At 32.8% G+C, this 24,353-nt stretch carries 21 protein-coding genes; 13 read left to right on the top strand and 8 right to left on the bottom strand.

Features of this window, described 5'->3' with window-relative positions; translation table 11 throughout:
• Nucleotides 1–45: 45 nt before the first annotated feature.
• Complete coding sequence (locus CDH50_RS08360; RefSeq protein WP_198513459.1) at nucleotides 46–2,418, top strand: GumC family protein; 2,373 nt, start codon at nucleotides 46–48, stop codon at nucleotides 2,416–2,418.
• On the opposite strand, the gene CDH50_RS08365 is transcribed toward CDH50_RS08360, so the two are convergent.
• Both CDH50_RS08365 and aroB read right to left on the bottom strand, forming a co-directional pair.
• Nucleotides 2,415–3,161 carry a tyrosine-protein phosphatase gene (locus CDH50_RS08365; RefSeq protein WP_100611551.1) on the bottom strand — a complete coding sequence of 249 codons (747 nt, stop codon included), beginning with the start codon at nucleotides 3,159–3,161 and terminating at the stop codon, nucleotides 2,415–2,417. The genes CDH50_RS08360 and CDH50_RS08365 overlap by 4 nt on opposite strands.
• 127 nt (nucleotides 3,162–3,288) lie before the next feature.
• The gene (aroB, locus tag CDH50_RS08370) at nucleotides 3,289–4,356 is read right to left on the bottom strand and encodes a 3-dehydroquinate synthase (protein WP_100611552.1); all 1,068 of its coding nucleotides are present in this window, start codon (nucleotides 4,354–4,356) and stop codon (nucleotides 3,289–3,291) included.
• 156 nt (nucleotides 4,357–4,512) lie between these two features.
• On the opposite strand from aroB, the gene CDH50_RS08375 reads away from it, so the two are divergent.
• Nucleotides 4,513–5,697 (top strand): proline dehydrogenase family protein, encoded by a 1,185-nt coding sequence (locus tag CDH50_RS08375; RefSeq protein WP_100611553.1) that lies wholly within the window; start codon nucleotides 4,513–4,515, stop codon nucleotides 5,695–5,697.
• A gap of 27 nt (nucleotides 5,698–5,724) precedes the next feature.
• Here CDH50_RS08375 and CDH50_RS08380 read toward each other — a convergent pair whose 3' ends face one another.
• The 3 genes from CDH50_RS08380 to CDH50_RS08390 are packed head-to-tail and all read right to left on the bottom strand — an operon-like array spanning nucleotide 5,725 to nucleotide 7,920.
• Nucleotides 5,725–6,318, bottom strand: coding sequence for a sugar transferase (locus CDH50_RS08380; protein WP_100611554.1), 594 nt, complete (start codon nucleotides 6,316–6,318; stop codon nucleotides 5,725–5,727).
• Nucleotides 6,315–6,692, bottom strand: coding sequence for a DUF4258 domain-containing protein (locus CDH50_RS08385; protein WP_100611555.1), 378 nt, complete (start codon nucleotides 6,690–6,692; stop codon nucleotides 6,315–6,317). The genes CDH50_RS08380 and CDH50_RS08385 overlap by 4 nt, the downstream gene beginning before the upstream one ends.
• A 28-nt stretch (nucleotides 6,693–6,720) precedes the next feature.
• Nucleotides 6,721–7,920 (bottom strand): alanine dehydrogenase, encoded by a 1,200-nt coding sequence (locus tag CDH50_RS08390; RefSeq protein WP_100611556.1) that lies wholly within the window; start codon nucleotides 7,918–7,920, stop codon nucleotides 6,721–6,723.
• A 203-nt stretch (nucleotides 7,921–8,123) separates the two neighbouring features.
• Here CDH50_RS08390 and CDH50_RS08395 point away from each other — a divergent pair, with 203 nt between their 5' ends.
• Entirely contained in the window at nucleotides 8,124–10,529 is a 2,406-nt protein-coding gene (locus CDH50_RS08395; protein WP_198513460.1) for an outer membrane beta-barrel protein, read from the top strand.
• On the opposite strand, the gene CDH50_RS08400 is transcribed toward CDH50_RS08395, so the two are convergent.
• From CDH50_RS08400 to porX, 3 genes are all read right to left on the bottom strand, one after another.
• Entirely contained in the window at nucleotides 10,526–11,056 is a 531-nt protein-coding gene (locus CDH50_RS08400) for a hypothetical protein (RefSeq protein WP_100611558.1), read from the bottom strand. The two genes, CDH50_RS08395 and CDH50_RS08400, sit on opposite strands and share 4 nt — an antisense overlap.
• Nucleotides 11,057–11,293: 237 nt before the next feature.
• A complete protein-coding gene (tsaE, locus tag CDH50_RS08405; RefSeq protein WP_100611559.1) occupies nucleotides 11,294–11,743 on the bottom strand; it encodes a tRNA (adenosine(37)-N6)-threonylcarbamoyltransferase complex ATPase subunit type 1 TsaE in 450 nt (149 codons plus the stop codon).
• A gap of 91 nt (nucleotides 11,744–11,834) precedes the next feature.
• The gene (gene porX, locus CDH50_RS08410) at nucleotides 11,835–13,388 is read right to left on the bottom strand and encodes a T9SS response regulator signal transducer PorX (RefSeq protein ID WP_100611560.1); all 1,554 of its coding nucleotides are present in this window, start codon (nucleotides 13,386–13,388) and stop codon (nucleotides 11,835–11,837) included.
• A 38-nt stretch (nucleotides 13,389–13,426) separates the two neighbouring features.
• On the opposite strand from porX, the gene CDH50_RS08415 reads away from it, so the two are divergent.
• The 10 genes from CDH50_RS08415 to CDH50_RS08460 all read left to right on the top strand — a co-directional run bounded on the left by CDH50_RS08415 (nucleotide 13,427) and on the right by CDH50_RS08460 (nucleotide 24,218).
• Nucleotides 13,427–14,653, top strand: a complete 1,227-nt coding sequence (locus CDH50_RS08415) for an HD domain-containing protein (protein ID WP_100611561.1) — start codon at nucleotides 13,427–13,429, stop codon at nucleotides 14,651–14,653.
• Nucleotides 14,654–14,710: 57 nt separating this feature from the next.
• The gene (gene lpxD / locus CDH50_RS08420) at nucleotides 14,711–15,739 is read left to right on the top strand and encodes a UDP-3-O-(3-hydroxymyristoyl)glucosamine N-acyltransferase (RefSeq protein WP_100611562.1); all 1,029 of its coding nucleotides are present in this window, start codon (nucleotides 14,711–14,713) and stop codon (nucleotides 15,737–15,739) included.
• Entirely contained in the window at nucleotides 15,726–17,132 is a 1,407-nt protein-coding gene (locus CDH50_RS08425; protein ID WP_100611563.1) for a bifunctional UDP-3-O-[3-hydroxymyristoyl] N-acetylglucosamine deacetylase/3-hydroxyacyl-ACP dehydratase, read from the top strand. Before lpxD ends, CDH50_RS08425 begins: the two co-directional genes overlap by 14 nt.
• Before the next feature lie 52 nt (nucleotides 17,133–17,184).
• Nucleotides 17,185–17,970: an acyl-ACP--UDP-N-acetylglucosamine O-acyltransferase gene (lpxA, locus tag CDH50_RS08430; protein ID WP_100611564.1), complete on the top strand. Its 786-nt coding sequence runs from the start codon at nucleotides 17,185–17,187 to the stop codon at nucleotides 17,968–17,970.
• Nucleotides 17,971–17,974: 4 nt separating this feature from the next.
• The gene (gene efp / locus CDH50_RS08435; RefSeq protein ID WP_100611565.1) at nucleotides 17,975–18,541 is read left to right on the top strand and encodes an elongation factor P; all 567 of its coding nucleotides are present in this window, start codon (nucleotides 17,975–17,977) and stop codon (nucleotides 18,539–18,541) included.
• Nucleotides 18,542–18,607: 66 nt separating this feature from the next.
• Nucleotides 18,608–19,552, top strand: coding sequence for a UDP-3-O-(3-hydroxymyristoyl)glucosamine N-acyltransferase (locus CDH50_RS08440; protein WP_100611566.1), 945 nt, complete (start codon nucleotides 18,608–18,610; stop codon nucleotides 19,550–19,552).
• 61 nt (nucleotides 19,553–19,613) lie between these two features.
• Nucleotides 19,614–20,486: a succinate--CoA ligase subunit alpha gene (gene sucD, locus CDH50_RS08445; RefSeq protein WP_100611567.1), complete on the top strand. Its 873-nt coding sequence runs from the start codon at nucleotides 19,614–19,616 to the stop codon at nucleotides 20,484–20,486.
• Between the two features lie 104 nt (nucleotides 20,487–20,590).
• Complete coding sequence (gene fabG, locus CDH50_RS08450) at nucleotides 20,591–21,337, top strand: 3-oxoacyl-[acyl-carrier-protein] reductase (RefSeq protein WP_100611568.1); 747 nt, start codon at nucleotides 20,591–20,593, stop codon at nucleotides 21,335–21,337.
• 20 nt (nucleotides 21,338–21,357) lie between these two features.
• Nucleotides 21,358–23,391, top strand: a complete 2,034-nt coding sequence (locus tag CDH50_RS08455) for a vWA domain-containing protein (protein WP_100611569.1) — start codon at nucleotides 21,358–21,360, stop codon at nucleotides 23,389–23,391.
• 11 nt (nucleotides 23,392–23,402) lie between these two features.
• On the top strand, nucleotides 23,403–24,218 hold the full coding sequence (locus CDH50_RS08460) for a prohibitin family protein (RefSeq protein WP_100611570.1): 816 nt from the start codon (nucleotides 23,403–23,405) through the stop codon (nucleotides 24,216–24,218).
• Nucleotides 24,219–24,353: the final 135 nt, after the last annotated feature.

The raw sequence follows: 24,353 nt of genomic DNA on the forward strand, positions 1-24,353 counted from the left end.
TCATATATGGTTTCAAGTAATCAACAAAATCAATCTAAAAATAGCATGCCAGAAGAAGTTAATTTAAAGAAAATATTATTTACGTATATCAGGCAATGGAAATGGTTTGTTTTTAGTTGTATTTTATGTGTTTTAGCTGCATTTGTTTATTTAAGGTATACGCCTCAGCAATACAGTGCTCAAGCAAAAATAATGTTCGTTGATGAAGGCTCATCTTCTGGTGCCAGTAATGAAATACTTAAAGATTTAAGACGTTTTTCTGAGCCCGACGTAACAACAACTGAAGACCAAATTGAAGCGTTACGTTCAAGAAAAGTCATGGAAGCTGTTATTAGAAAACTCTCTTTGAACATTCAATACAGTTCGAAAGGTAAAATACACGAAACGCCACTATACAAAAACTCGCCTATAAAAATTAATTTTACGGTTGCCGATTCGATTGTTGAAAATTCAAAATTTAGTTTTTCTATAAATATATTATCTGAAACCACTTTTGATTTTGAAGTTGAGAATGACCAAAAGGAAATCGTGAGCATTAAATCTGCTTTTGGTAAAAATTTAGCAACGCCCATGGGTGATATCATCATTTTACCAACAGCCGATAACATATCTAAATTGATTGGTCAAACTATTTATGTAAAGATAGTTCCTGTTAGTGAATTAGCTGAATTTTATAAAAATGAAATATTGGTTGGTCAAACCGTGGAGTTTTCCAAAGTTATTGACTTGTCGATTAAAGACGTTGTTTTAAGCCGCTCCAAAGACATACTGAACACGCTCATTGAAGAGTATAATAGAATTTCCATTGAAGAGAAAAATCAGAAATCAGTAAATGCGGCAAATTTTATAAATGAGCGTATAAATTTGATTTCTAGGGATTTATCAAGTGTAGACGATAAAATTGAAAACTTTAAAACAGGAAATAGGCTGACCGATATAACATCTGAAGCCTCTCTATATTTAAATTCGAGTTCTCAAACAGAAGAAGAAATTTCTAGGGCTAAGAGTCAATTAAACCTTGTAAATTACATGAAGAATTATGTGGATGATGCATCATCGTCTTTTGAGCCAATCCCATCAAATGTTGGTTTGTCTGATGAATCCATAAATAGTGTGACTTCAAGATATAACGATCTTTTAAGGGAACGCAATGCCCTTTTAAAAGGATCAACAAAAGAGAAGAACCCCATTATAGTAAATTTAGATCAGCAGCTGTCCGGTTTAAAGCAAAGTTTAGTACAAAGTTTGGCCAACTCCTCAAAAGCGATTTCTTTTCAAATTAATAGTTTAGAAAATAGGGCATCTTCTATTAACTCTAAAATTTATCAAGTACCTGGTCAAGTAAGGGAATCTAGGGATATAGAACGTGAACAGGGCATTAAGGAATCTTTATATCTTTATTTACTCCAAAAAAGAGAGGAAGCAACCATATCGCTTACATCTACTTCGCCAAGTGCCAGAATCATTGATGAGGCCTACAGTACAGGATTGCCTGTTTCGCCAAAGAAAAATATTGTTTTTTTAGCGGCAATTATTATAGGGCTTAGTATTCCTTTTGGTGTCATATACGCGAATAATCTTTTAGATACTAAAATTCACAATAAAGAAGATTTAGAGCGAGTAATAAATAATATTTCTGTATTGGGTGAAGTTCCAAAAATAAAAGATGATTCTAAAAAAGGTAAAGGTTTATTAATAGAAAAGAATGATAGATCCATTTTTTCTGAGTCTTTTAGAATCATACGAACAAATTTTGATTATATAAGAAGGGGCAGGAATATAGACAAGTATGAAAATGTAATGTTCGTAACATCAACTATAAGTGGTGAAGGAAAATCATTGTTTAGTTTAAACATGGCGCTTACTATTGCTAATACCAATAAAAGGGTGTTATTGATAGAAGGAGACATTAGGAATCCACAAATACACCCAGCCATTAAGAACCAGATGGATACTAGTAAAAATAAAGTTGGACTAACGGAGTATTTGGTTGATAAATCTACTTTGGCCGGACAAATTATAGATACGTACACAATTAATGATATAAAAATAGATATTTTACTTTCAGGTAAAGTACCGCCAAACCCAGCAGAATTATTAATGAGCGATAGGCTTCAAGAATTATTTGATTATGCTTCTAGTCATTATGATTTTGTGATTGTCGATACAGCACCTGCCATGCTGGTTACAGATACGTTATTAATAAGCCAATATGCAGGCCATACCATCTATATAGTTAGAGCAGATTATACCGAAAAACAGGTGCTTAATTATGCCAAAGAATTGCATGCAGATAAAAAACTTAGCGGTATGATGATGGTGGTAAATGATGTAAAACAGTCCAATTTTGGTTATGGTGCTCAATACGGTTATTATGGAACTCCAGCTAAAAAAGGCTTTTTCAGAAGAAAAAATTAAATCACTGTAAATGTATTATTTGTAGTTTCAATAATCTTTTTAAGTTTATTGATGCTACTTTCGTTGACATGCAGTTCTGTTATTTTATTTATGTGATTCTCATTGTGCACATCACTGCCAATAAAATCAATTAATTTTTCATCAAGCAAGTTAAGAGCTACTTTCTCGACACTTTTGCCATAATGGTCGCCTAATGATAATAGGTTAAGTTGGAAAAGGCAGCCAATATCCTTTAATTTTTTATAGTACTCAAGCTTGTTATGGTAAAATGAATACCGTTCAGGATGTGCCAAAACAGGTATGTAGCCTTTTGTTTTTAATTTGAATATGATGTTTTCAAGATTTATAGGCGCTTGAAAATAAGACATTTCAATCAAAACATACAACCCTTTTAGAGTGTATAAATTTTCATGTTCCAACAAAACATCAAAATGGTTATCCAACATATACTCTGCCGCTGGATTAATAGTAATGTCCTTTTGTATTTTACGCGGTAAGGCCTCTAGTAATTCTTGATATGAATCTCCAATGGTTTCAAATGTATTGGGATAAAAATCCTGCATGATGTGCGGCGTGGGTATAAACTGCTTAATCCCCAAATCCATTAATCTTTTAATTAAGATTAAAGACTCTTCGGTATTTTTAGCGCCATCATCTATTCCGGGGAGGACGTGATTATGTATATCAACAAATCCTTCTAACAGATCTTTGATGAAATATTTTTTTGTAAAAATGCTAAGCATTATAAAAAATTAATTGTTAACTAAATGTTTGAAATAAATAATCGCAAATGTCATGCTGAACTAGTTTCACCATTTCAAATAAATAACAAATGGGATACTTTAAGAATTGGGTTAAAAATGATTTGTATTATAGAGAATAGTACTTAAACGCGTCAATTATTATAGATTCATCAACTAAACAATCAATTTTTGGCTTACCAATAGCTTCTAACAAAACAAAATTCACATTGCCATGATTGTTTTTCTTGTCATATTTAAGCAACTCAATTATTGGTGAATAATCGCTTTCAATAATATCTACTTTTCCATAATAGCCGCCAAATAATTGTTTTATATCATTAGTGCTATCTTCTGGAAAACCAACCAATTGGGTTGATATATAACTCGCTAAAACAATACCTATGGCGATGGCTTCTCCGTGTAATAGTGATGTTTTATTCGGATTCGTTAAAAAATAAGATTCTATGGCATGTCCCAAGGTATGTCCGTAATTCAATGTTTTTCGCAAGCCATTTTCAAAAGGGTCTTGATCTACAACCACTTTTTTAATCAATACGGATTCATAAATTAAATCATCTAAATCATCAATTTTTAATTTAGACAAATCTTTGAATTTATTCCAATACGCTTCGCTAATAATCAAACCATGTTTTAACATTTCGGCCAAACCAGATTTCATCTGATTTTGTGGTAATGTTTGTAAAAATAAGGTGTCGATTAATACCATATTTGGATTGCTTATAACCCCAATTTGATTCTTTAAATTTCCCAAATCAACACCGGTTTTTCCGCCAACAGACGCATCAACCATCGCCAGTAAGGATGTTGGCACATTAATGTAAGCAATACCACGTTTAAATGTAGAAGCCACAAATCCGCCTAAATCGGTAACAACACCACCGCCAACGTTTATAAGGAGACTTTTTCTATCAGCATCTAACTCCGAAAGTGTATTCCAAACCCCCACACAAGTATCAATGTTTTTGTTGATTTCCCCTTCTTCAATTTCTATGATTTCTATAACGGAACCCGTTTCTAGTTTTTCAAGAAAAAGAGGTAGGCAATAACTATGGGTATTGGTGTCAACTAAAATAAATATTTTAGAAAAATTATTAATCTTAATATGCTCATTTAATGATGTATAGCATGCTTCATTAAAATGAATTATGCAATCATTTGCGGTAATGGATTTCATCTGTAAAAACAATCTGTATTATTAATATTAATCATGATATTCCATTAAATCATTAACGTTATTTAATGAAATAAATCGGTCGTCATAATGGGCGAAATTAAGGATTTTTGAACAAAATGACACTAGTAATATTTATCTTTGTATAAATTTCCCAAAATGACTTCTGAAAGAATTTTTGATAATACCGAAATCGCTTTTTCACTTAAAAGCGATACGGAATTAGAGCGTGCTTATTTTTTATTTAAAATGATATCTATTGAGCCGTTGGTTAGAATTGGAACAGCAGCGACGAACTTTGCGCTAAAAGCCCATTTGCCTATTGAAGGCCTTATACGCTCGACGGTTTTCGATCATTTTTGTGGTGGTGTTAATGAGGAAGATTGTTTACCTGTTATACATAAAATGTTTGAAAAAGGGGTGAGTTCTGTATTGGATTATTCCGTTGAAGGAAAAGAGAATGAAGCGGAATTTGATTTGGCCATGCAAACGGTTCTAAAAATAATGGATTTTTCAAAAGAAATAAATGCCATCCCTATAGCTGTTTTCAAGCCTACAGGACTGGGACGATTGGATTTGTACGAGAAAAAGGGTAGAGGCGAAGCATTTACTAAAAAAGAACAAGAGGAATGGGACAACATTATAGCTAGATATGATGCTATCTGTAAAAAGGGTCAGCAAAATGACATAGCTGTTTTAATTGATGCAGAAGAAAGTTGGATGCAGGATGCAGCAGATGATTTAGTTACCAATATGATGCAAAAATACAATACAGAGAAGCCCATTGTTTTTAACACGTTACAAATGTACAGACATGATAGACTTGATTTTTTAAAAAATCAGCATGATTTAGCAAAATCGAAAGGGTTTTATCTAGGGTACAAGTTGGTCCGTGGCGCCTACATGGAAAAAGAAAACGATAGAGCCGCCGATAATAATTATAAATCGCCCATTTGTAAGAATAAATTTGAAACAGATAAAAATTTTAATGACGGTCTGGAGTACATCATAAAAAATATAGATACCATCTCACTTTTCGCAGGAACGCATAATGAAGAAAGCTCTTATTTTTTAATGACCTTAATGAAAGATCATAGGTTAGAAAATAATGACGAGCGTGTTTGGTTCGGACAATTGTATGGGATGAGCGATAATATAAGTTTTAACCTTGCCAATAAAGGTTACAACGTTGCAAAATATATGCCTTTTGGTCCTGTAAAAGATGTGATGCCCTATTTAATAAGAAGGGCAGAGGAAAACACTTCTGTTGCTGGGCAAACAGGAAGAGAATTAAATTTAATAACCAAAGAGAAACAACGTAGAAAACTAAGTCTTACTAGCTGAAAACGTTTTAAAACAAACTACCGAGGTTTATTTTGTCCAAACTTTTGTGATGGTGATAATGATGAGTTTTAAGTCGTAAAACAAATTTTGTTTTTTAATGTATTCCTTATTGAGTTTCAATTTATCTGGAATAATGGTGTTAATAAAAAAGCTTTCTGGGTCTTCAGAAGCTGCTAAAAGCTCTACCTCGTCACGGTATTTTAATGATGCAAGGCTTGTTATACCTGGCCTTACAGAAAAAATGATATGATCTTCTTCATTATAAAAATTCACATAATGCCTCAACTCTGGTCTTGGACCCACAAAACTCATATCACCAATTAAAATATTTATCAGTTGGGGGAATTCATCAATTTTATAGCGTCGTAAAAAATAACCGATTCTCGTAATTCTAGAATCGTGATTTCCTAATGTAAGTAGTCCTTTTGTTTGGGAGGCCACATACATAGTCCTAAATTTATAAATATTGAAATTCTTATTATTTTTTCCAACACGCTCTTGAATAAAAAGAACAGGTCCCTTGGAATCTAGTTTGATTACAATCGCAATTATGAATAAAATAGGGAAAAGGATTATTAAGGCAATTATTGAAAGAATAACATCAAAACTGCGTTTTATCATTCTTCTTTGATGGATAAATTTAATAATGTAGCAATGCTGTCACAGTTTTCAACGGACAAAAGAATGTCCTTTTCATTAAAATCACCTTCAATGCTATAAATAGCACACGGTTTTTGTCGTGGATCACTTTTAGAAAAATTGATGTCCCCTTTTTTAAGGACATGGCTTATCATGGAGGTATCTAGTTTGTGTTCATTCATAAACACTTGAATAGCATCACTATAAACTATTTTTTTTGAATTGATGTTTTTAAGAACGCGGGCATCAGGACCATAACTGCATGATACTTTTTTTCCGTTTAAAAAGAATGCTAAAATGATTAATCCTATGGAAAATCCACCAAGATAATACCCAATTCGCTGTAATAATGTCATTTAATGTGTTTAAAATGGCAAAAATGGTTTAAAATACGAGCAGGTTAATGTCGCTATATTTTAAATCGAACCATTCGCCAACAGATTTACTGGTTAAAATACCGTGGTAAAAATACAACCCATTTTTTAAACCTTTATCAAATCGAAGAGAATTTTCTATACCACCATCTTCCGCTATTTTCAATAAATAAGGTGTAAAAATATTACTGATGGATATGGAAGCCGTACGCGAATAGCGGGCAGGAATATTGGGCACACAATAATGGATAACACCATGTTTTATAAAAGTTGGATTTTTATGTGTTGTTACTTCACTTGTTTCAAAACATCCGCCAGTATCAATACTTACATCAATAATGATGGATCTTTTTTTCATGGATTGAACAAGCGCTTCAGATACGATGATGGGAGACCTATTATTTCCTCTTACGGCACCTATAACAACATCACATCGCTTTAAGGCTTTGGTTAAATTTTTCGGCTGAATGGTCGAGGTATAAAGAGGCCTACCCAAATGTGTTTGTATTCTACGTAACTTGGTTATGGAATTATCAAATATTTTCACATTGGCTCCTAATCCTATGGCGCTTCTTGCAGCAAATTCCCCAACGGTTCCAGCACCTAATATGACAACTTCAACAGGTGGTACACCACTTATATTCCCGAACATTAAGCCATTTCCTTCTATATCATTTGATAATAATTGGGCGGCAATTAAAATAGATGCTGTTCCTGCAATTTCACTTAATGACCTTACAGCCGGGTAAGAGCCATCACCATCACGGATAAATTCAAAAGCAAGAGCAGTGATCCGTTTGGAGGCCAAAGCTTCAAAATATTTTTTGGTTTGAATTTTTATCTGCAGTGCAGATATTAAAATGGTTTGCGGATTTAAAAGTTTAATCTGCTCTAAACTTGGTGGTTCCACTTTTAGTACCATGGGGCAGCCAAATACTTTGGCTGTATCTTTGGTTATTTCTGCGCCTGCTTCACTATACTCCCTATCTGTAAAACTAGCACCGTCACCAGCACCAGATTCCATAAGCACCTTATGTCCATTGCTTATAAGTGCAAAAACGGCATCGGGCGTTAAACAAACCCTCTTTTCTTGAAAGGCAGTTTCTTTTGGAATGCCTATATATAGTTCTCCTTTGCGTTTTAATATTTCAAGTTTTTCTTCTTGAGGCAGTAGTTGCTGTTTGGTAAAAGGAGATGGTAAATCCGACATTTTTTTAATTTTAAGGAAAATGAAATTACGAATATTTTTTTTGTTAAATCAACTCAAATAAATAAATATTTCAACAAAATAATATCATAAGAAAAAGTTTCATTATGATATACAATTACTGCATCACTTTTTAAATAAATTGTTATAAGTTTGTAGTTATAAGCCGATTTATGCACTTAAAATCAATAGTTTATTTGTTTTTTATGTTTTGCTCCTCTTTGGTTGCTCAAGACCTAACGTTAAGTGGAAAAGTAGTAGATGCAAATAAACTCCCGCTAGTCTATACGAACGTGGTTCTACTAATGGATGAAGATGATACGTCATTAAAAGGCACCATAACAGACAATACTGGTTTTTTTAAAATAGATAACCTAAAAAGCGGTAATTATCAACTTAAAATAACGTATTTGGGTTTTAAAACATATATACAAACCATTAATCTTAACTCCAATACAAATCTTAACACCATTGTTTTGGAAGAAGATACCGAAGAATTAGGAGGTGTTTTGGTAGTAGCAAAACGACCTACCGTAAAACGTTTGGTAGATAGATTGGTATTTGATGTTGAAAACTCCACGCTTTCTAATAATAATGTATTGGATGTTTTAAAGTTCTCGCCAGGGGTTTTTGTGAATGACGGCAAAATTACCGTGAAAAACAGTGAACCTATAATATACATAAACGACAGAAGAATACATTTGTCATCAAGCGAAGTCCAGCAACTTTTAGAGGGGACTTCTGCGGCCAACATAAAATCCATAGAAATTATTACAAATCCACCAGCTAAATATGAAGCTGAAGGAGGAGCCGTTATCAATATTGTAACGAGCAAAAATATTATTGCTGGCTATAATGGAAGTGTTTTTGGGAATTACAAACAAGGTTTTAAGTTCCCTAAGTATGCTTTAGGCACAAGTCATTTTTTTAAGACAGAAAAACTGAATACTTATTTGAATTATAATGCAAGTCCGAGAAAGGATTTTAGACATAATGATGAATTTGTTAATTTTTTTGATTCAAATAATTTAAATACATCAAGTTGGGAAACGGATTATGATAGAATAAAAAAATCTTCTGACCATAATTTAAACGCTAATATTGATTATGAATTCAATGAGTTTAATAGTTTGGGCTTTTCAACAAATATGCTCATATCTCCAAGAGAAGACACTAAATTTAATGCGAATTCGATTACCAGAGTACTTGGGCCCAACATGGCATTGGATTCTCTATTTATAACCGATAAACTATCTGTTACAGAAGTGCTTAATTTTGCGTTTACGTTAGATTATGTTCACAAGTTTAAACGGGAAGGTGAGAAGCTATCAGTAAGTGCCCATCATACCAATTATGATTATTCCGATTTCCAGAATGTAGACACTGGTTATTTTTTTCCAAATGCTCAAACTTCTTTTCGGGATAATAGATTTCAAACATTTTCTAGTCAGTATATAAAATTATACACTGGGCAAATTGATTATGAATTGCCCATAAGTGATTCTTCACAATTAGAAATAGGTACTAAAGTTTCTAGTATTGATTCCGAAAGTATTTTAAGTCAGTTTAATTTTGAAAATGGAGTAGGTGTTGAAGATTTACAAAATTCCGACACGTTTTTATATGATGAAATGAACTACGCTGCCTATGTGTCCTATTCAAAAGATTGGGAACACTGGAGCTTGCAAACAGGCCTAAGGGCAGAGTACACAGATATATTTGGTTATTCATTGTTGAATAATGAATTGAATAAAAGTGATTACTTAAAAATGTTTCCTTCTATTTATATTTTAAATCACATCAATGAAAATAGCAGTATTTATTTCAATTATAAAAAACGTATTTATAGACCACGCTACAATGAATTAAATCCCTTTAGATATTATTTTAATGATAACACCTATAGCACAGGCAATCCCAATTTAAAACCCCAAATAGATGATGTTATTACCTTGGGCTACACATTTAATAAAAATTACACATTTGAATTATATTATCGTTATGAAGATAGTCGCACCTTGGAAATAGTATATCAGGACAACCTAGAAAATGTTATAAAGTATGTCAATACAAACATAGATCACAGCATCTCTTATGGGCTTGATTTTACAACCTATACAAAAATAATTCCACGTTGGTATTTGTATGCCCTAACGTCCGTTTTTTTTGATGACAACATGTTTTTTGCGCTTGAGAGTAATAATCAATTGGTTTCAAACGAAAGATGGTCATCATACGTCCAAATAAACAATTATTTTAGTTTTTTGAAAGATGAAAGTCTGACTCTAGATGTGTCATACAATTACATTTCTCCATTAGCAGAAGGTGCTAGGATAATTAGCGAACGCTCGGGATTTAATTTAAATATAAAAAAAACGTTTTGGAATAATAGAGCCTCTGTAAACATAGGGGTTGAAGACATGTTTAATACTCAAAATTATAATACAACAACAAAATATTTAAATCAAGATGTACTGTTTAAATCAGAAATGGAAAACAGATTACTTGTGTTTGGGTTTAATTATAAGTTTGGTAATACAGGATTAAAAACCAACCAGCGGCAAATTGATTTGGACGAATTAGAGCGGCTTGAAAAAGAATCTGATATTTAAAAATACTGTTTTATTTTATCCCAAAAGTTTTTAGGAGACATTTTAAACTCATCCTCTAGTTCTTCCATAGATTTGCTTACCATATTAATTTCATTAAATAATCTAGCTCTTATCAAATAAATTGAAGGAATTACTATAGCCATAATAGGAATCATGTAAATTAATTGAAACTTATCTAGATACTGATCATCGTAAAAGACGCTTATTAATTGATAAATATACATAGCAATAGGCACTAAAAGCGCATGGTACCACCAATGCCTATTAGTAAAAAACCATATGAAAATTAACATCAGAGGAATTGCTTTTCCAGTAATAATCCAAAATGCAACATTTGCATTTTCAAAGTTACCGCTTGTGTAAGTGCCAAAAAAAGTGTCCCATGACTTAGTAGTTGGGACACTTTCATAAAGTGAAAATAGATAAGGTGTAATAGCTATAATAGTAGCGATAATACTACCTATAACCAAACTTTTTTTATCCGTTTGTTGGAACTTTAATTTTTGATCTTTCAACTTTTGCTCCATCTTGGCTAGCATTTACTGCTTGAGCTGTAAACAAGATACCTCCTAAGATTGCGATTGCGATTACATACTTTTTAGTCTTCATAATTATAAGGGATTAATTAATTAATACCCAAATTTAAATAAAGACCATTTTGCCGTTTGTCCTAAAATGTTAAAATTATGTTAAAAACATTGATTTTTAAAATTTAAGCTGTGGGTTTTCCGTAAAATCACAAAATTTGAAGACATTATGGTTGGTTACATGTTACCGCTCTGCATATTTATTAGGTTAAATTCGTTTTTATTTTTCAGTTTTAACGTTCTGGAATTATCAGAATTTAATTCCAAATCAATTCTATCATAGTATGTTGGAACGATTTCTTCAATTTTTTCTGGCCATTCGATGATTGACCAATTATCAGAAAACAAATAATCTTCGATACCGAAATTATAAAGCTCTTCAACATCTTTTATTCTATACAAATCAAAATGATAAATTAATATGTTTTTCGCTTCATATTCATTAACTATTGAAAACGTTGGGCTGCTTACTTCATCATTGCTCCCAAGTAATTTTACAATAGCTTTAACCAAAGTTGTTTTGCCAACGCCCATATCACCATAAACCAATAATGTCTTGGTTGTTAAGTTGTCTATGAGCTGTTTTGCTACCTCATTAATGTCTTCAATGTTATAAATTATTTCCAACTCTAATATAATTTTGATACAATATTATAAATAAAATTTTAATAAAACTAAAAAATCATGTATTTTATCGATGTTTTTTGCGTTACATGGATTATTTTGGACTAAACACCACAAATGGGATAATCATTTCCTCAAGAGAAATACCACCATGTTGGTAGGTATTTCTATAATAGCTAACGTAGTGGTTATAGTTGTTTTGATAGGCTAAAAACATATCGTTCTTCGCAAAAATAAAGGAACTGCTCATGGTAATGGAAGGCAAATGTATGCTTTTTGGGTCTTTTGCCACGAGTACATCCTTTGATTCGTAACTTAAACTCCGACCAGTTTTGTACCGAAGGTTTAAACTCGTATCTCTATCTCCAATAACTTTTGATGGATTTTTAACGTTTATAGTGCCGTGATCGGTGGTTAGAATAAGCTTAAACCCTAATAAATGGGCCTGATGAATCATCTCTAATAAGGGTGAATTTTTAAACCAGCTAAGTGTTAAAGAACGATAGGCTTTATCGTTGGCGGCTAATTCTTTAACAACATCCATTTCTGTTTTTGAATGGGAAAGCATATCAACAAAATTATAGACAACAACCGTTAAATCATTATTCTTTAATGATTTAAAGTTTTCCAATAATTTTTTTCCTGATTTTAAATTGGTGATTTTATGGTATTCGTGTGTTAAATGATTTAATCCAAGACGTTTCATCTGTGTTTCTAAAAATTCGGCTTCAAATAGATTTTTACCTCCTTCATCCGTGTCATTTTTCCAATATTTAGGAAACAATTTTTCCATGTCACTTGGCATCAATCCAGAAAAAATGGCATTTCTAGCATATTGCGTTGCTGTTGGTAAAATGCTGAAAAAAGCATCTTCTTTTTCTTTTTTATAATAATTATTTATTATGGGTTCAAAAACTTTCCATTGGTCATATCGTAAATTATCAACCACAACCAAAAGGGTTGGTTGTTTTTTACTGAGCTCTGGAACTACTTTTTCTTTAAAAAGGGTATGGGACATTACTGGTGCATCTGTTTCCCCTTGAAACCATTTGAAATAATTTTTTTCTATATATTTCCCGAATTGCGTATTTGCTTCAGTTTTTTGGGACTCTAAAATTTCGGCCATGCCAACATCTTCAATATCTTCAAGCTGAATTTCCCAATAAATCAGTTTTTGGTACAAATTTACCCATTCTTCATAGGTGTTTACCATAGCCAATTCCATCGCAATTTTTCTAAATTCTTGTTGATAATTGGATGTTGTTTTCTCTGAAACCAATCTGGAATGATCCAAATTCTTTTTTAAACTTAACAGAATCTGGTTTGGATTTACGGGTTTTATAAGATAATCAGCTATCTTATTGCCAATAGCTTCTTCCATAATATACTCTTCTTCACTCTTAGTAATCATAACAACAGGCAAATTATCCCTTCGTTCTTTAATTTCATTTAAAGTTTCAAGACCTGTCAACCCCGGCATATTTTCATCTAAAAAAACGATATCGAAATTAGAGTCTTCAAGAATTTCAATAGCTTCTGTACCACTTTTGCACGTAGTTACGTTATAATTTTTTTTCTCAAGGAACAAAATGTGAGGTTTTAACAAATCAATTTCATCATCAACCCAAAGTATATTTATGTTATTCATGTATATTTGTTTATATATAAATCATTAAAAATTATAGTTTGCCTACTAATAACAAACTCAAAATATTAAACGACCCAATTTACGGATTTATTACCATTCCAAATTCTTTAATTTTTGATTTAATACAGCATAAATATTTTCAACGTTTACGACGGATTACCCAAATGGGCATGTCTTATTTAGTGTATCCTGGCGCTCATCACACACGTTTCCATCATGCCATTGGGTGCGTACATTTAATGCAGCAAGTAGTTAATGTACTTCGCTTTAAAGAAGTTAGCATTTCAAAAGAAGAAGAAAAAGCGCTATATACTGCTATTTTATTGCACGATATTGGTCATGGTCCTTTTTCTCACGCTATGGAACACAGTATTGTAAATAATGTATCGCATGAGGAAATTTCCTTATTGTTTATGGAGAAGTTGAATGCTGAATTTAACTCAAGTTTAACGCTTGCCATTCAGATTTTTAAAGGAGACTACCACAGACCGTTTATGTGTGAACTTATTTCTGGACAATTGGATATGGATAGGGCCGATTATTTGAAACGTGATAGTTTTTATACGGGAGTTGCGGAAGGCAATATCAACAGCGAACGATTGATAACCATGCTAAATGTAGTTGATGATAAGTTGGTTATTGAAGAAAAAGGCATTTATAGCGTCGAAAAATTTATTAATGCTAGACGCTTTATGTATTGGCAAGTGTATCTTCACAAAACAGGAATTGCTGCCGAACAATTGTTAATTAGAGCGTTGCAACGAGCCAAAGAATTAAACAAAATTGAAAAACTCGGGACCAGTAGCGCGTTACAATATTTTTTAGATAATGAAATTTCTTTAGAAAACTTTAATGATGACACATTGGAAATATTTTCTGAATTAGATGATTATGATGTGATTTCGGCATTAAAGGAATGGCAACATCATAACGATTTTGTTTTAAGCCATTTATCTGGAATGATACTCAATAGAGATTTATTAAAAATAAAACTCAAGGATAAAAAGATAAAGGAAGAAGATTTAAAAACCCATCTTCAAGACCTAATAAATACCTATAAAATATCAGAAGCTGAAGCTAAGTATTTTGTGTTTACAGGAGAAATTTCCAATCAAGCTTACAAACTTAACCATCATAAAATTAACATTTTGCGCAAGTCGGGAAAAATAGAGGATATTGTAAAAGCATCCGACCAACTTAATGTGAAGGCTTTGGCAAAACCCATCACTAAATATTATATATGTTATCCTAAAGAAAAACTTTAGGACATTTTTCCTATTTTTGCGTGATTCATTTAACAAAAAGAAATAAAGAATAAGCTTGTGAAATTTACAGCACAACAAATAGCGGGTATTTTAGAAGGTGATGTCGTAGGGAACCCAGATGTTGAAGTTTCTAAATTATCCAAAATAGAAGAGGGTATAGAAGGGTCTCTTACCTTTCTATCCAATCCAAAATATAAGCAATATATATACTCAACGAACGCTTCCATAACCATAGTCAATAAAACGTTCATTCCAGAAAACGGTATTAAAACGACACTCATAAAAGTGGATGATGCTTATATGGCATTTTCAAAAATTCTGGAGTATTATAATTCTGTTAAGTTTATTAAGGTTGGTATAGAGCAACCTTCGTTTATATCAGATTCAAGTATTTACGGTGAGAATATTTATGTCGGAGCGTTTTCTTATGTGGGAAATAATGTGGTTATTGGAGATAATGTTAGAATCTTCCCGAACACCTATATAGGTGATAATGTCACTATCGGAAACAATACCATGATTTTTTCTGGAGCAAAAATTTATGCCGATACGGTTATAGGAAATAATTGTGTTTTAAACTCTGGAGTTATTATTGGTGCTGATGGTTTCGGATTTGCACCAAACGATGATGGAAGCTACAGTAAAATTCCTCAAATAGGCAATGTAATTATAGAAGATTATGTTGATATCGGTGCTACGACAACCATAGATAGGGCTACTTTGGGTTCTACTGTCATAAGACAAGGTGTTAAGCTAGATAATCAAATTCATATAGCCCATAATGTAGAAATCGGAAAAAATACGGTTATTGCCGCCCAAACAGGAATAGCGGGTTCAGCTAAAATCGGAGAAAATTGCCAAATTGGCGGGCAAGTTGGTATTGCGGGTCATATTACTATTGGTAACAATGTGAAAATACAAGCGCAATCAGGTATTGGGAAAAATATAAAAGATGATGAGATTATACAAGGAAGCCCCGCGTTTGCTCTTAGCGATTATAATAAATCCTACGTGCATTTTAAAAATTTACCTAAAATTGTTAAAAATATAGATGATTTAGAAAAAAAAATACATGGGAATAGTTAATACAGAAATCAAACAAAAAACAATATCTAAAGAAATATCCTTAACAGGGGTTGGTTTGCATACAGGTAAAAATGTAACCTTAACGTTTAAACCTGCTGAGGCAAATTTCGGACTAGCATTTAAACGAATTGATTTAGAAGGTGCTCCAGTGATTGAAGCAGATGCTACGTATGTTACAAATACCCAACGTGGCACTTGTTTAGAAAAAGATGGGGTAATCATCCAAACCTCTGAACATGTACTTGCGGCTTTGGTTGGATTGGATATTGATAATGCGATTATTGAATTAAATGCTTCTGAACCACCTATTATGGATGGCTCTTCCAAGTTTTTTGTTGAAGCCATTGAAGAAGCTGGCGTTGTTGAACTTGATGATTTCAGGGAAGAATATGTTGTTACCGAAGTTGTTTCCTATACAGATGAAGAAACTGGAAGCGAAATTTTAGTGATGCCTTCAAAAGAATACCAAATTACCACCATGGTAGATTTTGGAACAAAAGTTTTGGGAACCCAAAATGCAACATTAAATCAGATTTCAGATTTTAAAAATGATATTTCCAATTCCAGGACCTTTAGCTTTTTGCATGAAATTGAAATGTTGTTGCAAAATGGTTTAATAAAAGGGGGCGATTTAAACAATGCTATTGTTTATGTAGATAAACCTTTATCTGCCGAAACTATGGAAAAACTTAAAGTAGCTTTCAAGAAGGACTCCATAGCTGTTAAGCCTAATGGCATTCTAGACAATCTCACATTACATTATCCAAATGAAGCTGCAAGACATAAATTATTGGATGTTTTAGGGGATTTAGCACTTATAGGCACTAGAATTAGAGGTAAAGTTATTGCAAATAAACCAGGACATTTTGTTAATACACAGTTTGCTAAAAAACTTTCAAAAATTATTAAAAACGAAAAGCGCAATAATGTACCAAACATAGATTTGAATCAGCCGCCATTAATGGATGTTAATCAAATTATGGCTATGTTGCCGCACCGGCAACCATTTTTGTTGATAGACAAAGTTTTTGAGCTGACCGATAATCACGTAATAGCCCAAAAAAATGTGACCATGAATGAATCTTTCTTTGCGGGTCATTTTCCAGGTGCTCCAGTAATGCCAGGTGTTTTAATCGTGGAAGCTATGGCGCAAACTGGCGGAATTTTGGTATTGAATACCGTGCCAGATCCAGAGAATTATTTAACTTTTTTCATGAAAATGGATAATGTTAAGTTTAAACAAAAAGTAGTTCCAGGCGATGTTTTAATATTTAAATGTAGTTTAATCACACCTATACGCCGTGGTATTTGCCATATGCAAGGGTATGCCTATGCAAATGGAAAATTATGTGCCGAAGCGGAACTCATGGCACAAATTTCTAAAGTGAAATAATTATTATATGTTTGCTAACATTTCACACTTTAAATAAAATAAATAATAAGAAATGAATCAACCCCTAGCATATGTGCACCCAGGTGCAAAAATTGCAAAAAATGTTGTTATAGAACCTTTTACAACAATCCATAATAATGTAAAAATTGGAGATGGCACTTGGATTGGTAGTAATGTAACTATTATGGAAGGTGCCAGAATCGGAAAGAATTGTAATATTTTCCCAGGTGCTATCATTTCCGCAATTCCTCAGGATTTAAAATATAATGATGAAGATACTACCGTTGAAATAGGCGATAATGTTACCATTCGTGAATGTGTCACCATTAATAGAGGGACTTCTGATAGAATGAAAACCGTTATTGGTGATAATTGTTTGATTATGGCGTATTGCCATATTGCTCACGATTGTGTTGTTGGAAACAATTGTATTTTCTCAAATAATACCACGCTTGCTGGACACATCACTGTTGGTGATTACGTTGTTTTGGCGGGGATGGTGGCCGTACACCAATTCTGTTCCATTGGTAATCATGCCTTTGTAACAGGTGGGTCCTTGGTAAGAAAAGATGTTCCTCCATATGTCAAAGCGGCACGTGAGCCATTATCCTATGTAGGCATTAACTCTGTTGGATTAAGAAGACGTGGGTACTCAACCGATAAAATAAGGGAAATTCAGAATATATACAGAATTCTCTATCAAAAACATTATAATAATACCCAAGCTTCTGAAATTATTGAAGCCGAAATGGAGGCAACACCAGAACGTGATGAAATTCTTCAGTTCATCAAGAATTCGCATCGTGGTATTATGAAAGGGTATTTTAAATCAAATTAATTATATGGCAACTACAAGTGATATTAGAAACGGATTATGCATCCGCTACAATAATGATATTTACAAAATAATTGAGTTTTTACACGTGAAACCCGGTAAAGGCCCAGCATTTGTAAGAACAAAAATGAAAAGTGTTACTAATGGAAAAGTATTGGATAATACATTTTCCGCAGGACATAAATTAGAAGATGTACGTGTCGAAACCCATAAATTCCAATTTTTATATAATGATGGTGAATATTATCATTTTATGAATACAGAGGATTTTAGCCAGATTCAATTACGCGAATCAGCGCTTGATAATCCCCAGCTTATGAAAGAAGGTGAAGTAGTTACCGTAATTATCAACACAGAAGATAATGTGCCTCTTTCCGTTGAAATGCCTGCTAGCGTTATTTTAGAAGTCACTGCAACTGAGCCCGGTGTTAAAGGCAACACGGCTACAAACGCTACGAAGCCAGCAACTGTTGAAACGGGAGCCATTATAAATGTGCCTTTGTTCATCAATGAAGGTGATAAAATTAAGGTTGAGACAGAAAAAGGAACTTATAAAGAACGTGTAAAGGAATAAAAAGTTTATTTGTTGATTCGTTTATTAGTTTAAACTGTTCAACAACTCAACGATTAAACACTAAAAATGAAGTTTCCAAAACCACATACCCTAAAACAAATTGCACAATTAATTGATTGTAAATTTATTGGCAATGATGATTTTTCGGTTTTAGGCATGAACGAAATTCATGTAGTTGAATCTGGAGATATTGTATTTGTAGATCATCCTAAATATTACGATAAAGCTTTAAATTCAAAAGCAACAATTGTTTTGATTAATAAAGTGGTCGAATGCCCAAAAGGAAAAGCACTTCTTATTAGCGATGACCCTTTTAGGGATTTTAATAAACTCACCAATCACTTTAAGCCTTTTCAATCCGCAAATAAATCCATTTCAGAATCTGCTATCATTGGAAAAAATACGGTGATTCAACCCAATTGTTTTATAGGCAATCATGTGACTATTGGCAACAATTGTATCATTCATTCAAACGTGAGTATTTATGATGGAACTGTCATTGGAAATAACGTCACCATTCATGCTAATACGGTTCTAGGAGCTAATGCTTTTTATTATAAAAAACGGACTGAGGGATTTGATAGATTGCTATCTGGTGGTAGAGTTGTTATCGAAAACAACGTCGATATTGGTGCGTCTTGTACCATAGACAGAGGAGTTACTGGTGATACCATCATTGGTGAAGGTTCTAAATTAGATAATCTAATACAAATAGGTCACGATACAGTCATTGGAAAAAAATGTTTAATTGCCTCACAAGTAGGCATAGCTGGGTGCGTTATTGTTGAAGATGAAGTTACTATTTGGGGGCAAGTAGGTTGTACTAGTGGTATCACTATCGGAAAAAAAGCCGTTGTTCATGCACAGTCTGGCATCAGCAAGTCATTGGAAGGAAATAAAACCTATTGGGGAACGCCAGCACAAGAAGCGCGGACAGAGTTAAAAGAAATGGCATCCATAAAACAGATTCCTGACATTTTAAATCAAATTAAAAAAAATAACAAAATTTAAATAGAAAACTAACCACAATAAAGTATTTTTGCACTGCTTTATTTAAAAAAAACAATATAAAATGAGTGTTTTAGTAAACAAAGATTCAAAAATAATAGTACAAGGATTTACAGGTAGTGAAGGAACATTCCATGCAAGTCAAATGATTGAGTATGGAACCAATGTTGTGGGTGGTGTTACACCTGGCAAAGGTGGTCAAACACATTTAGACCGACCTGTTTTTGATACGGTTTTGGAAGCTGTTCAAAAAGCGGGTGCAGATACTACTATTATTTTTGTTCCACCAGCCTTTGCTGCTGATGCCATTATGGAAGCTGCTGATGCTGGGATTAAGGTGATTATTACTATTACAGAAGGTATTCCAGTGGCAGATATGATTACAGCTGCCGAATACATAAAAGGCAAAGATTGTCGTTTAATAGGCCCTAATTGTCCAGGTGTTATTACACCAGGTGAAGCGAAAGTGGGTATCATGCCTGGTTTTGTATTCAAAAAAGGAAATGTTGGTATTGTTTCTAAATCGGGAACTTTAACGTATGAAGCTGCTGATCAAGTTGTAAAACAAGGTCTTGGAATTACTACAGCTATTGGTATTGGTGGCGATCCAATTATTGGAACAACGACAAAACAAGCGGTTGAATTATTGATTAACGACCCAGAAACGAAAGCGGTGGTTATGATTGGAGAAATTGGAGGTCAGTTAGAAGCCGATGCTGCATTTTGGTATAAAGCTAGTGGCAGTAAAAAACCAATTGTTGGTTTTATAGCGGGAGAAACGGCGCCTGCTGGACGTACTATGGGACATGCTGGCGCTATTGTTGGAGGTAGTGATGATACTGCTCAGGCTAAAAAGAAAATCATGAGAGAATGTGGTATTCATGTAGTGGATTCTCCTGCTGAAATCGGTAAAAAAGTAGCTGAAGTTTTAGCTTAAAAAACATATAAATTATACAGACCTCGCAAGATTTTGTGAGGTTTTTTTATTTGATACAGTTTGTAATTACTATATTTGAAAATCAACTTTTTTATAAAAATTAAATGAAATTATTAGAAGGAAAAACAGCCATTATAACGGGTGCTAGCAGGGGCATAGGTAGAGGAATCGCCCAAGTATTTGCAGAGCAGGGGGCTAATGTTGCTTTTACATACAGTTCTTCTGTAGAAGCTGCTAATGAATTAGAAAATGAATTAAACGCCTTGGGTGTAAAAGCCAAAGGTTATAAAAGTAACGCTGCTAGTTTTGACGACGCTCAAAAATTAGCTGATGATGTGGCGACCGAATTCGGGAGTATTGATATATTGGTCAATAATGCCGGTATTACCAAAGATAATTTATTGATGCGGATTAGTGAGGCGGATTTTGATACTGTTATTGAAGTCAATTTAAAATCGGTTTTCAATATGACAAAAGCCGTGCAAAAAACGATGTTGAAACAACGAAAAGGCTCTATTATTAATATGAGTTCTGTGGTTGGTATTAAAGGAAATGCAGGGCAGACCAATTATGCGGCATCAAAAGCGGGAATTATTGGATTTTCAAAATCTGTGGCTTTAGAATTGGGTTCTAGAAATATCAGAAGCAACGTGATTGCGCCTGGTTTTATTGAAACGGAGATGACAGCCAAACTAGATGAAAATGTTGTTAAAAGTTGGAGAGATGGGATTCCTTTAAAACGCGGGGGAACTCCAGAAGATGTTGCCAACGCTTGTGTGTTTTTAGCTAGCGACATGAGTGCTTATATTACCGGACAAACATTGAATGTTGATGGTGGTATGTTAACTTAATATTTGAAAGTAAAATTTTAATGAGTTCCATAACTCTTATTTTTATCATACTTGCAGGAATATTAGCGCTATTTTTAGCGCTTTTTCAGTATTGTAACAAATTAAAACAACATTCCAAACTATATTGGACATTCATTTTTTTAAGATTTCTTACGCTTTTTGCGATTTTGTTACTTATAATCAACCCTAAGTTTGAACATCTCGAAGTTTATACTGAAAAGCCTAATCTAGTTATAGCTGTTGATAATTCTAGTTCAGTAAAACATTTAAATCAAGATGGAAATGCTCTAAAAATTGTTGAATCTTTAACCAATAACTCTGATTTAAACAATAAATTTAATATCGAATTATATTCATTTGGGGATGATATAAATTCGGAAGATTCTTTGAATTTCAACAAGCAACAAACCAATATTAGTAATGCCATCAATCAGTTATTCCAAATTTATAAAGAATCCATTTCCCCAACCGTCTTAATTTCAGACGGAAATCAAACCTATGGTAGTGATTACGAATTTAGTTCAAATTCCTATAAACAACCCATCTATCCCATCATTTTAGGAGATACCGTTAACTATACTGATTTAAAAATTCAACAGTTAAACGTTAACAAATATGCTTTTCTAAAAAACAGTTTTCCTATTGAAGCATTTTTAATTTATAACGGGAGCAGCAATATCAATTCCCAATTCACTGTCACTAGAGGAAATAATATGGTTTATTCACAGCCCATTACGTTTTCAAAAAGTAACAACTCCAAGATTGTCAATTTTACATTGCCTGCAAACAGCGTAGGGGTAAGCGCGTACAAAGCGACACTTGAGCCATTGGACAATGAGAAAAACATTGTAAATAACACCAAAAATTTTGCGGTAGAAGTCATTGATCAAAAGACTAAAGTAGCCCTCGTAAGTGACTTTTTGCATCCAGATTTGGGCGTGCTTAAAAAGAGTATCGAAAATAATGAACAACGGGAAGTTGTATTCATAAAACCAAATGAGGTTATTAATCAAATAAATGATTTTCAATTAGTTGTATTATATCAACCAAATAATAAGTTTAAACAATTATTTGATGCTTTAAACAAAGAAAATAAGAATAAAATGATCATTGTTGGAACTAAAACTGACATTGGTTTCTTAAATTCAATAGATAAAAATTACAATCAACAAATAACAAATCAGTCTGAAGATTATCTAGCCGAGCTTAATTTAAATTTCGCTCCTTTCATAATAAATGAGATGGATTTTGAATCCTTTCCGCCATTAAAATCGAATTATGGAGACGTTACATTTTCAGTACCTTTTGAAACCATTCTTTTTAAAAAAATCAATAACATTTCCACCAAAGAACCATTATTGGCGACTTTTGAAACAAACGGAAAACGGGAAGCCGTTTTATTTGGCGAAAATATATGGCAATGGCGAGCGCAAAGCTACATCAATGCAAAATCATTCAATGACTTTGATAATTTCATTGGGAAATTAGTACAGTATCTAGCCTCCAATAAAAAAAGAAACCGACTTAATGTAGATTATGAATCTTTTTATAATGGAAATGGAAATATCATCATTAAAGCACAATTCTTCGATAAAAACTTTGAATTTGATGCTCGTGAAACGCTTATAATTTCAGTAAAGGATAAAATTACAAACGAAGAAAAAAGTTTTCCTTTCATATTAAAAAATAATAATTACCAAGTTGATTTAAGCAATTTAATGCCTTCTGAATATACTTTTAAAGTCTTTGCAAAAAATGAAAACTTATCACAATCGGGTAGTTTTCAAATCTTGGAATATAATGTAGAACAACAATTTTTAAATGCCGACGTAACTAAATTGCAACGTTTAGCAAACAATAGTGATGGTAAAAGTTATTTTGCTGATGATACTAATGCTTTGGTAAATGATTTGTTAAATGATAATCGTTTTGTATCAATCCAGAAAAGCAATAAAAATACCATACCTTTGATAGATTGGAAATATCTACTCTTTTTAATAGCCTTGACTTTAACCGTCGAATGGTTTTTAAGGAAATATAACGGATTAATCTAAACTATAATATCATGGAAAAATTACCAAAAATCACCATACCTGCTATAATAACAATAATTATACTCATTATCGTATTGGCAAAATCTGCAGTAACTATAGGTTCTGGTCAAGCCGGTGTGCTTTACAAAACATTTGACAATGGTGTTGTAACAGACGAGTCCCCATTAGGGGAAGGCTTTCATATAGTAGCGCCTTGGAATAAAGTATTTATTTATGAAGTACGTCAACAGGAGCTTTTCGAAAAAATGAAAGTATTGTCATCTAACGGATTGGAAATTCAAATTGATGGCTCAGCTTGGTATCAACCAATTTATGGCGATTTAGGAAAATTACATCAGAATTTAGGGGAAAATTATTTACAACGTGTTATCCAACCTGCTATTAGAAGTGCAGCCAGAAGTGTTGTGGGAAGATATACTCCAGAACAATTGTATTCTAGTAAACGGGATGCCATTCAAGATGAAATATTTGAAGAAACTAAAAAGATTCTAAAAGATCAATATGTACAACTTAATGAGTTTTTAGTGCGTGATGTGACATTACCTGCAACAATTAAAGATGCTATAGAACGTAAATTAAGGCAAGAACAAGAATCTTTAGAGTATGAATTTAGATTGGTAACGGCAGCTAAAGAGGCTGAAAAAGTCATTATTGAAGCAGAAGGTAAAGCAGAATCCAATAGGATATTAAGTGCCTCGTTAACTGATAAAATTTTACAAGATAAAGGTATTGATGCCACTATGAAATTAGCGGAATCTCCCAATAGCAAAGTCATTGTAATAGGTTCGGGCGATAGTGGGTTACCAATTATTTTGGGAAATCAATAGTTTTTTAGACTTATATATCATGCATAATTAAGTTTTGTTGAAATTATTTGGAATTTTAAACTTAATTTATAGATATTTGCACATAATAAATAAAACATGACATTTATTCAAGCACATCATCATCATTTTCAAATT

Source organism: Confluentibacter lentus (assembly GCF_002806995.1).
Lineage (GTDB): Bacteria > Bacteroidota > Bacteroidia > Flavobacteriales > Flavobacteriaceae > Confluentibacter > Confluentibacter lentus.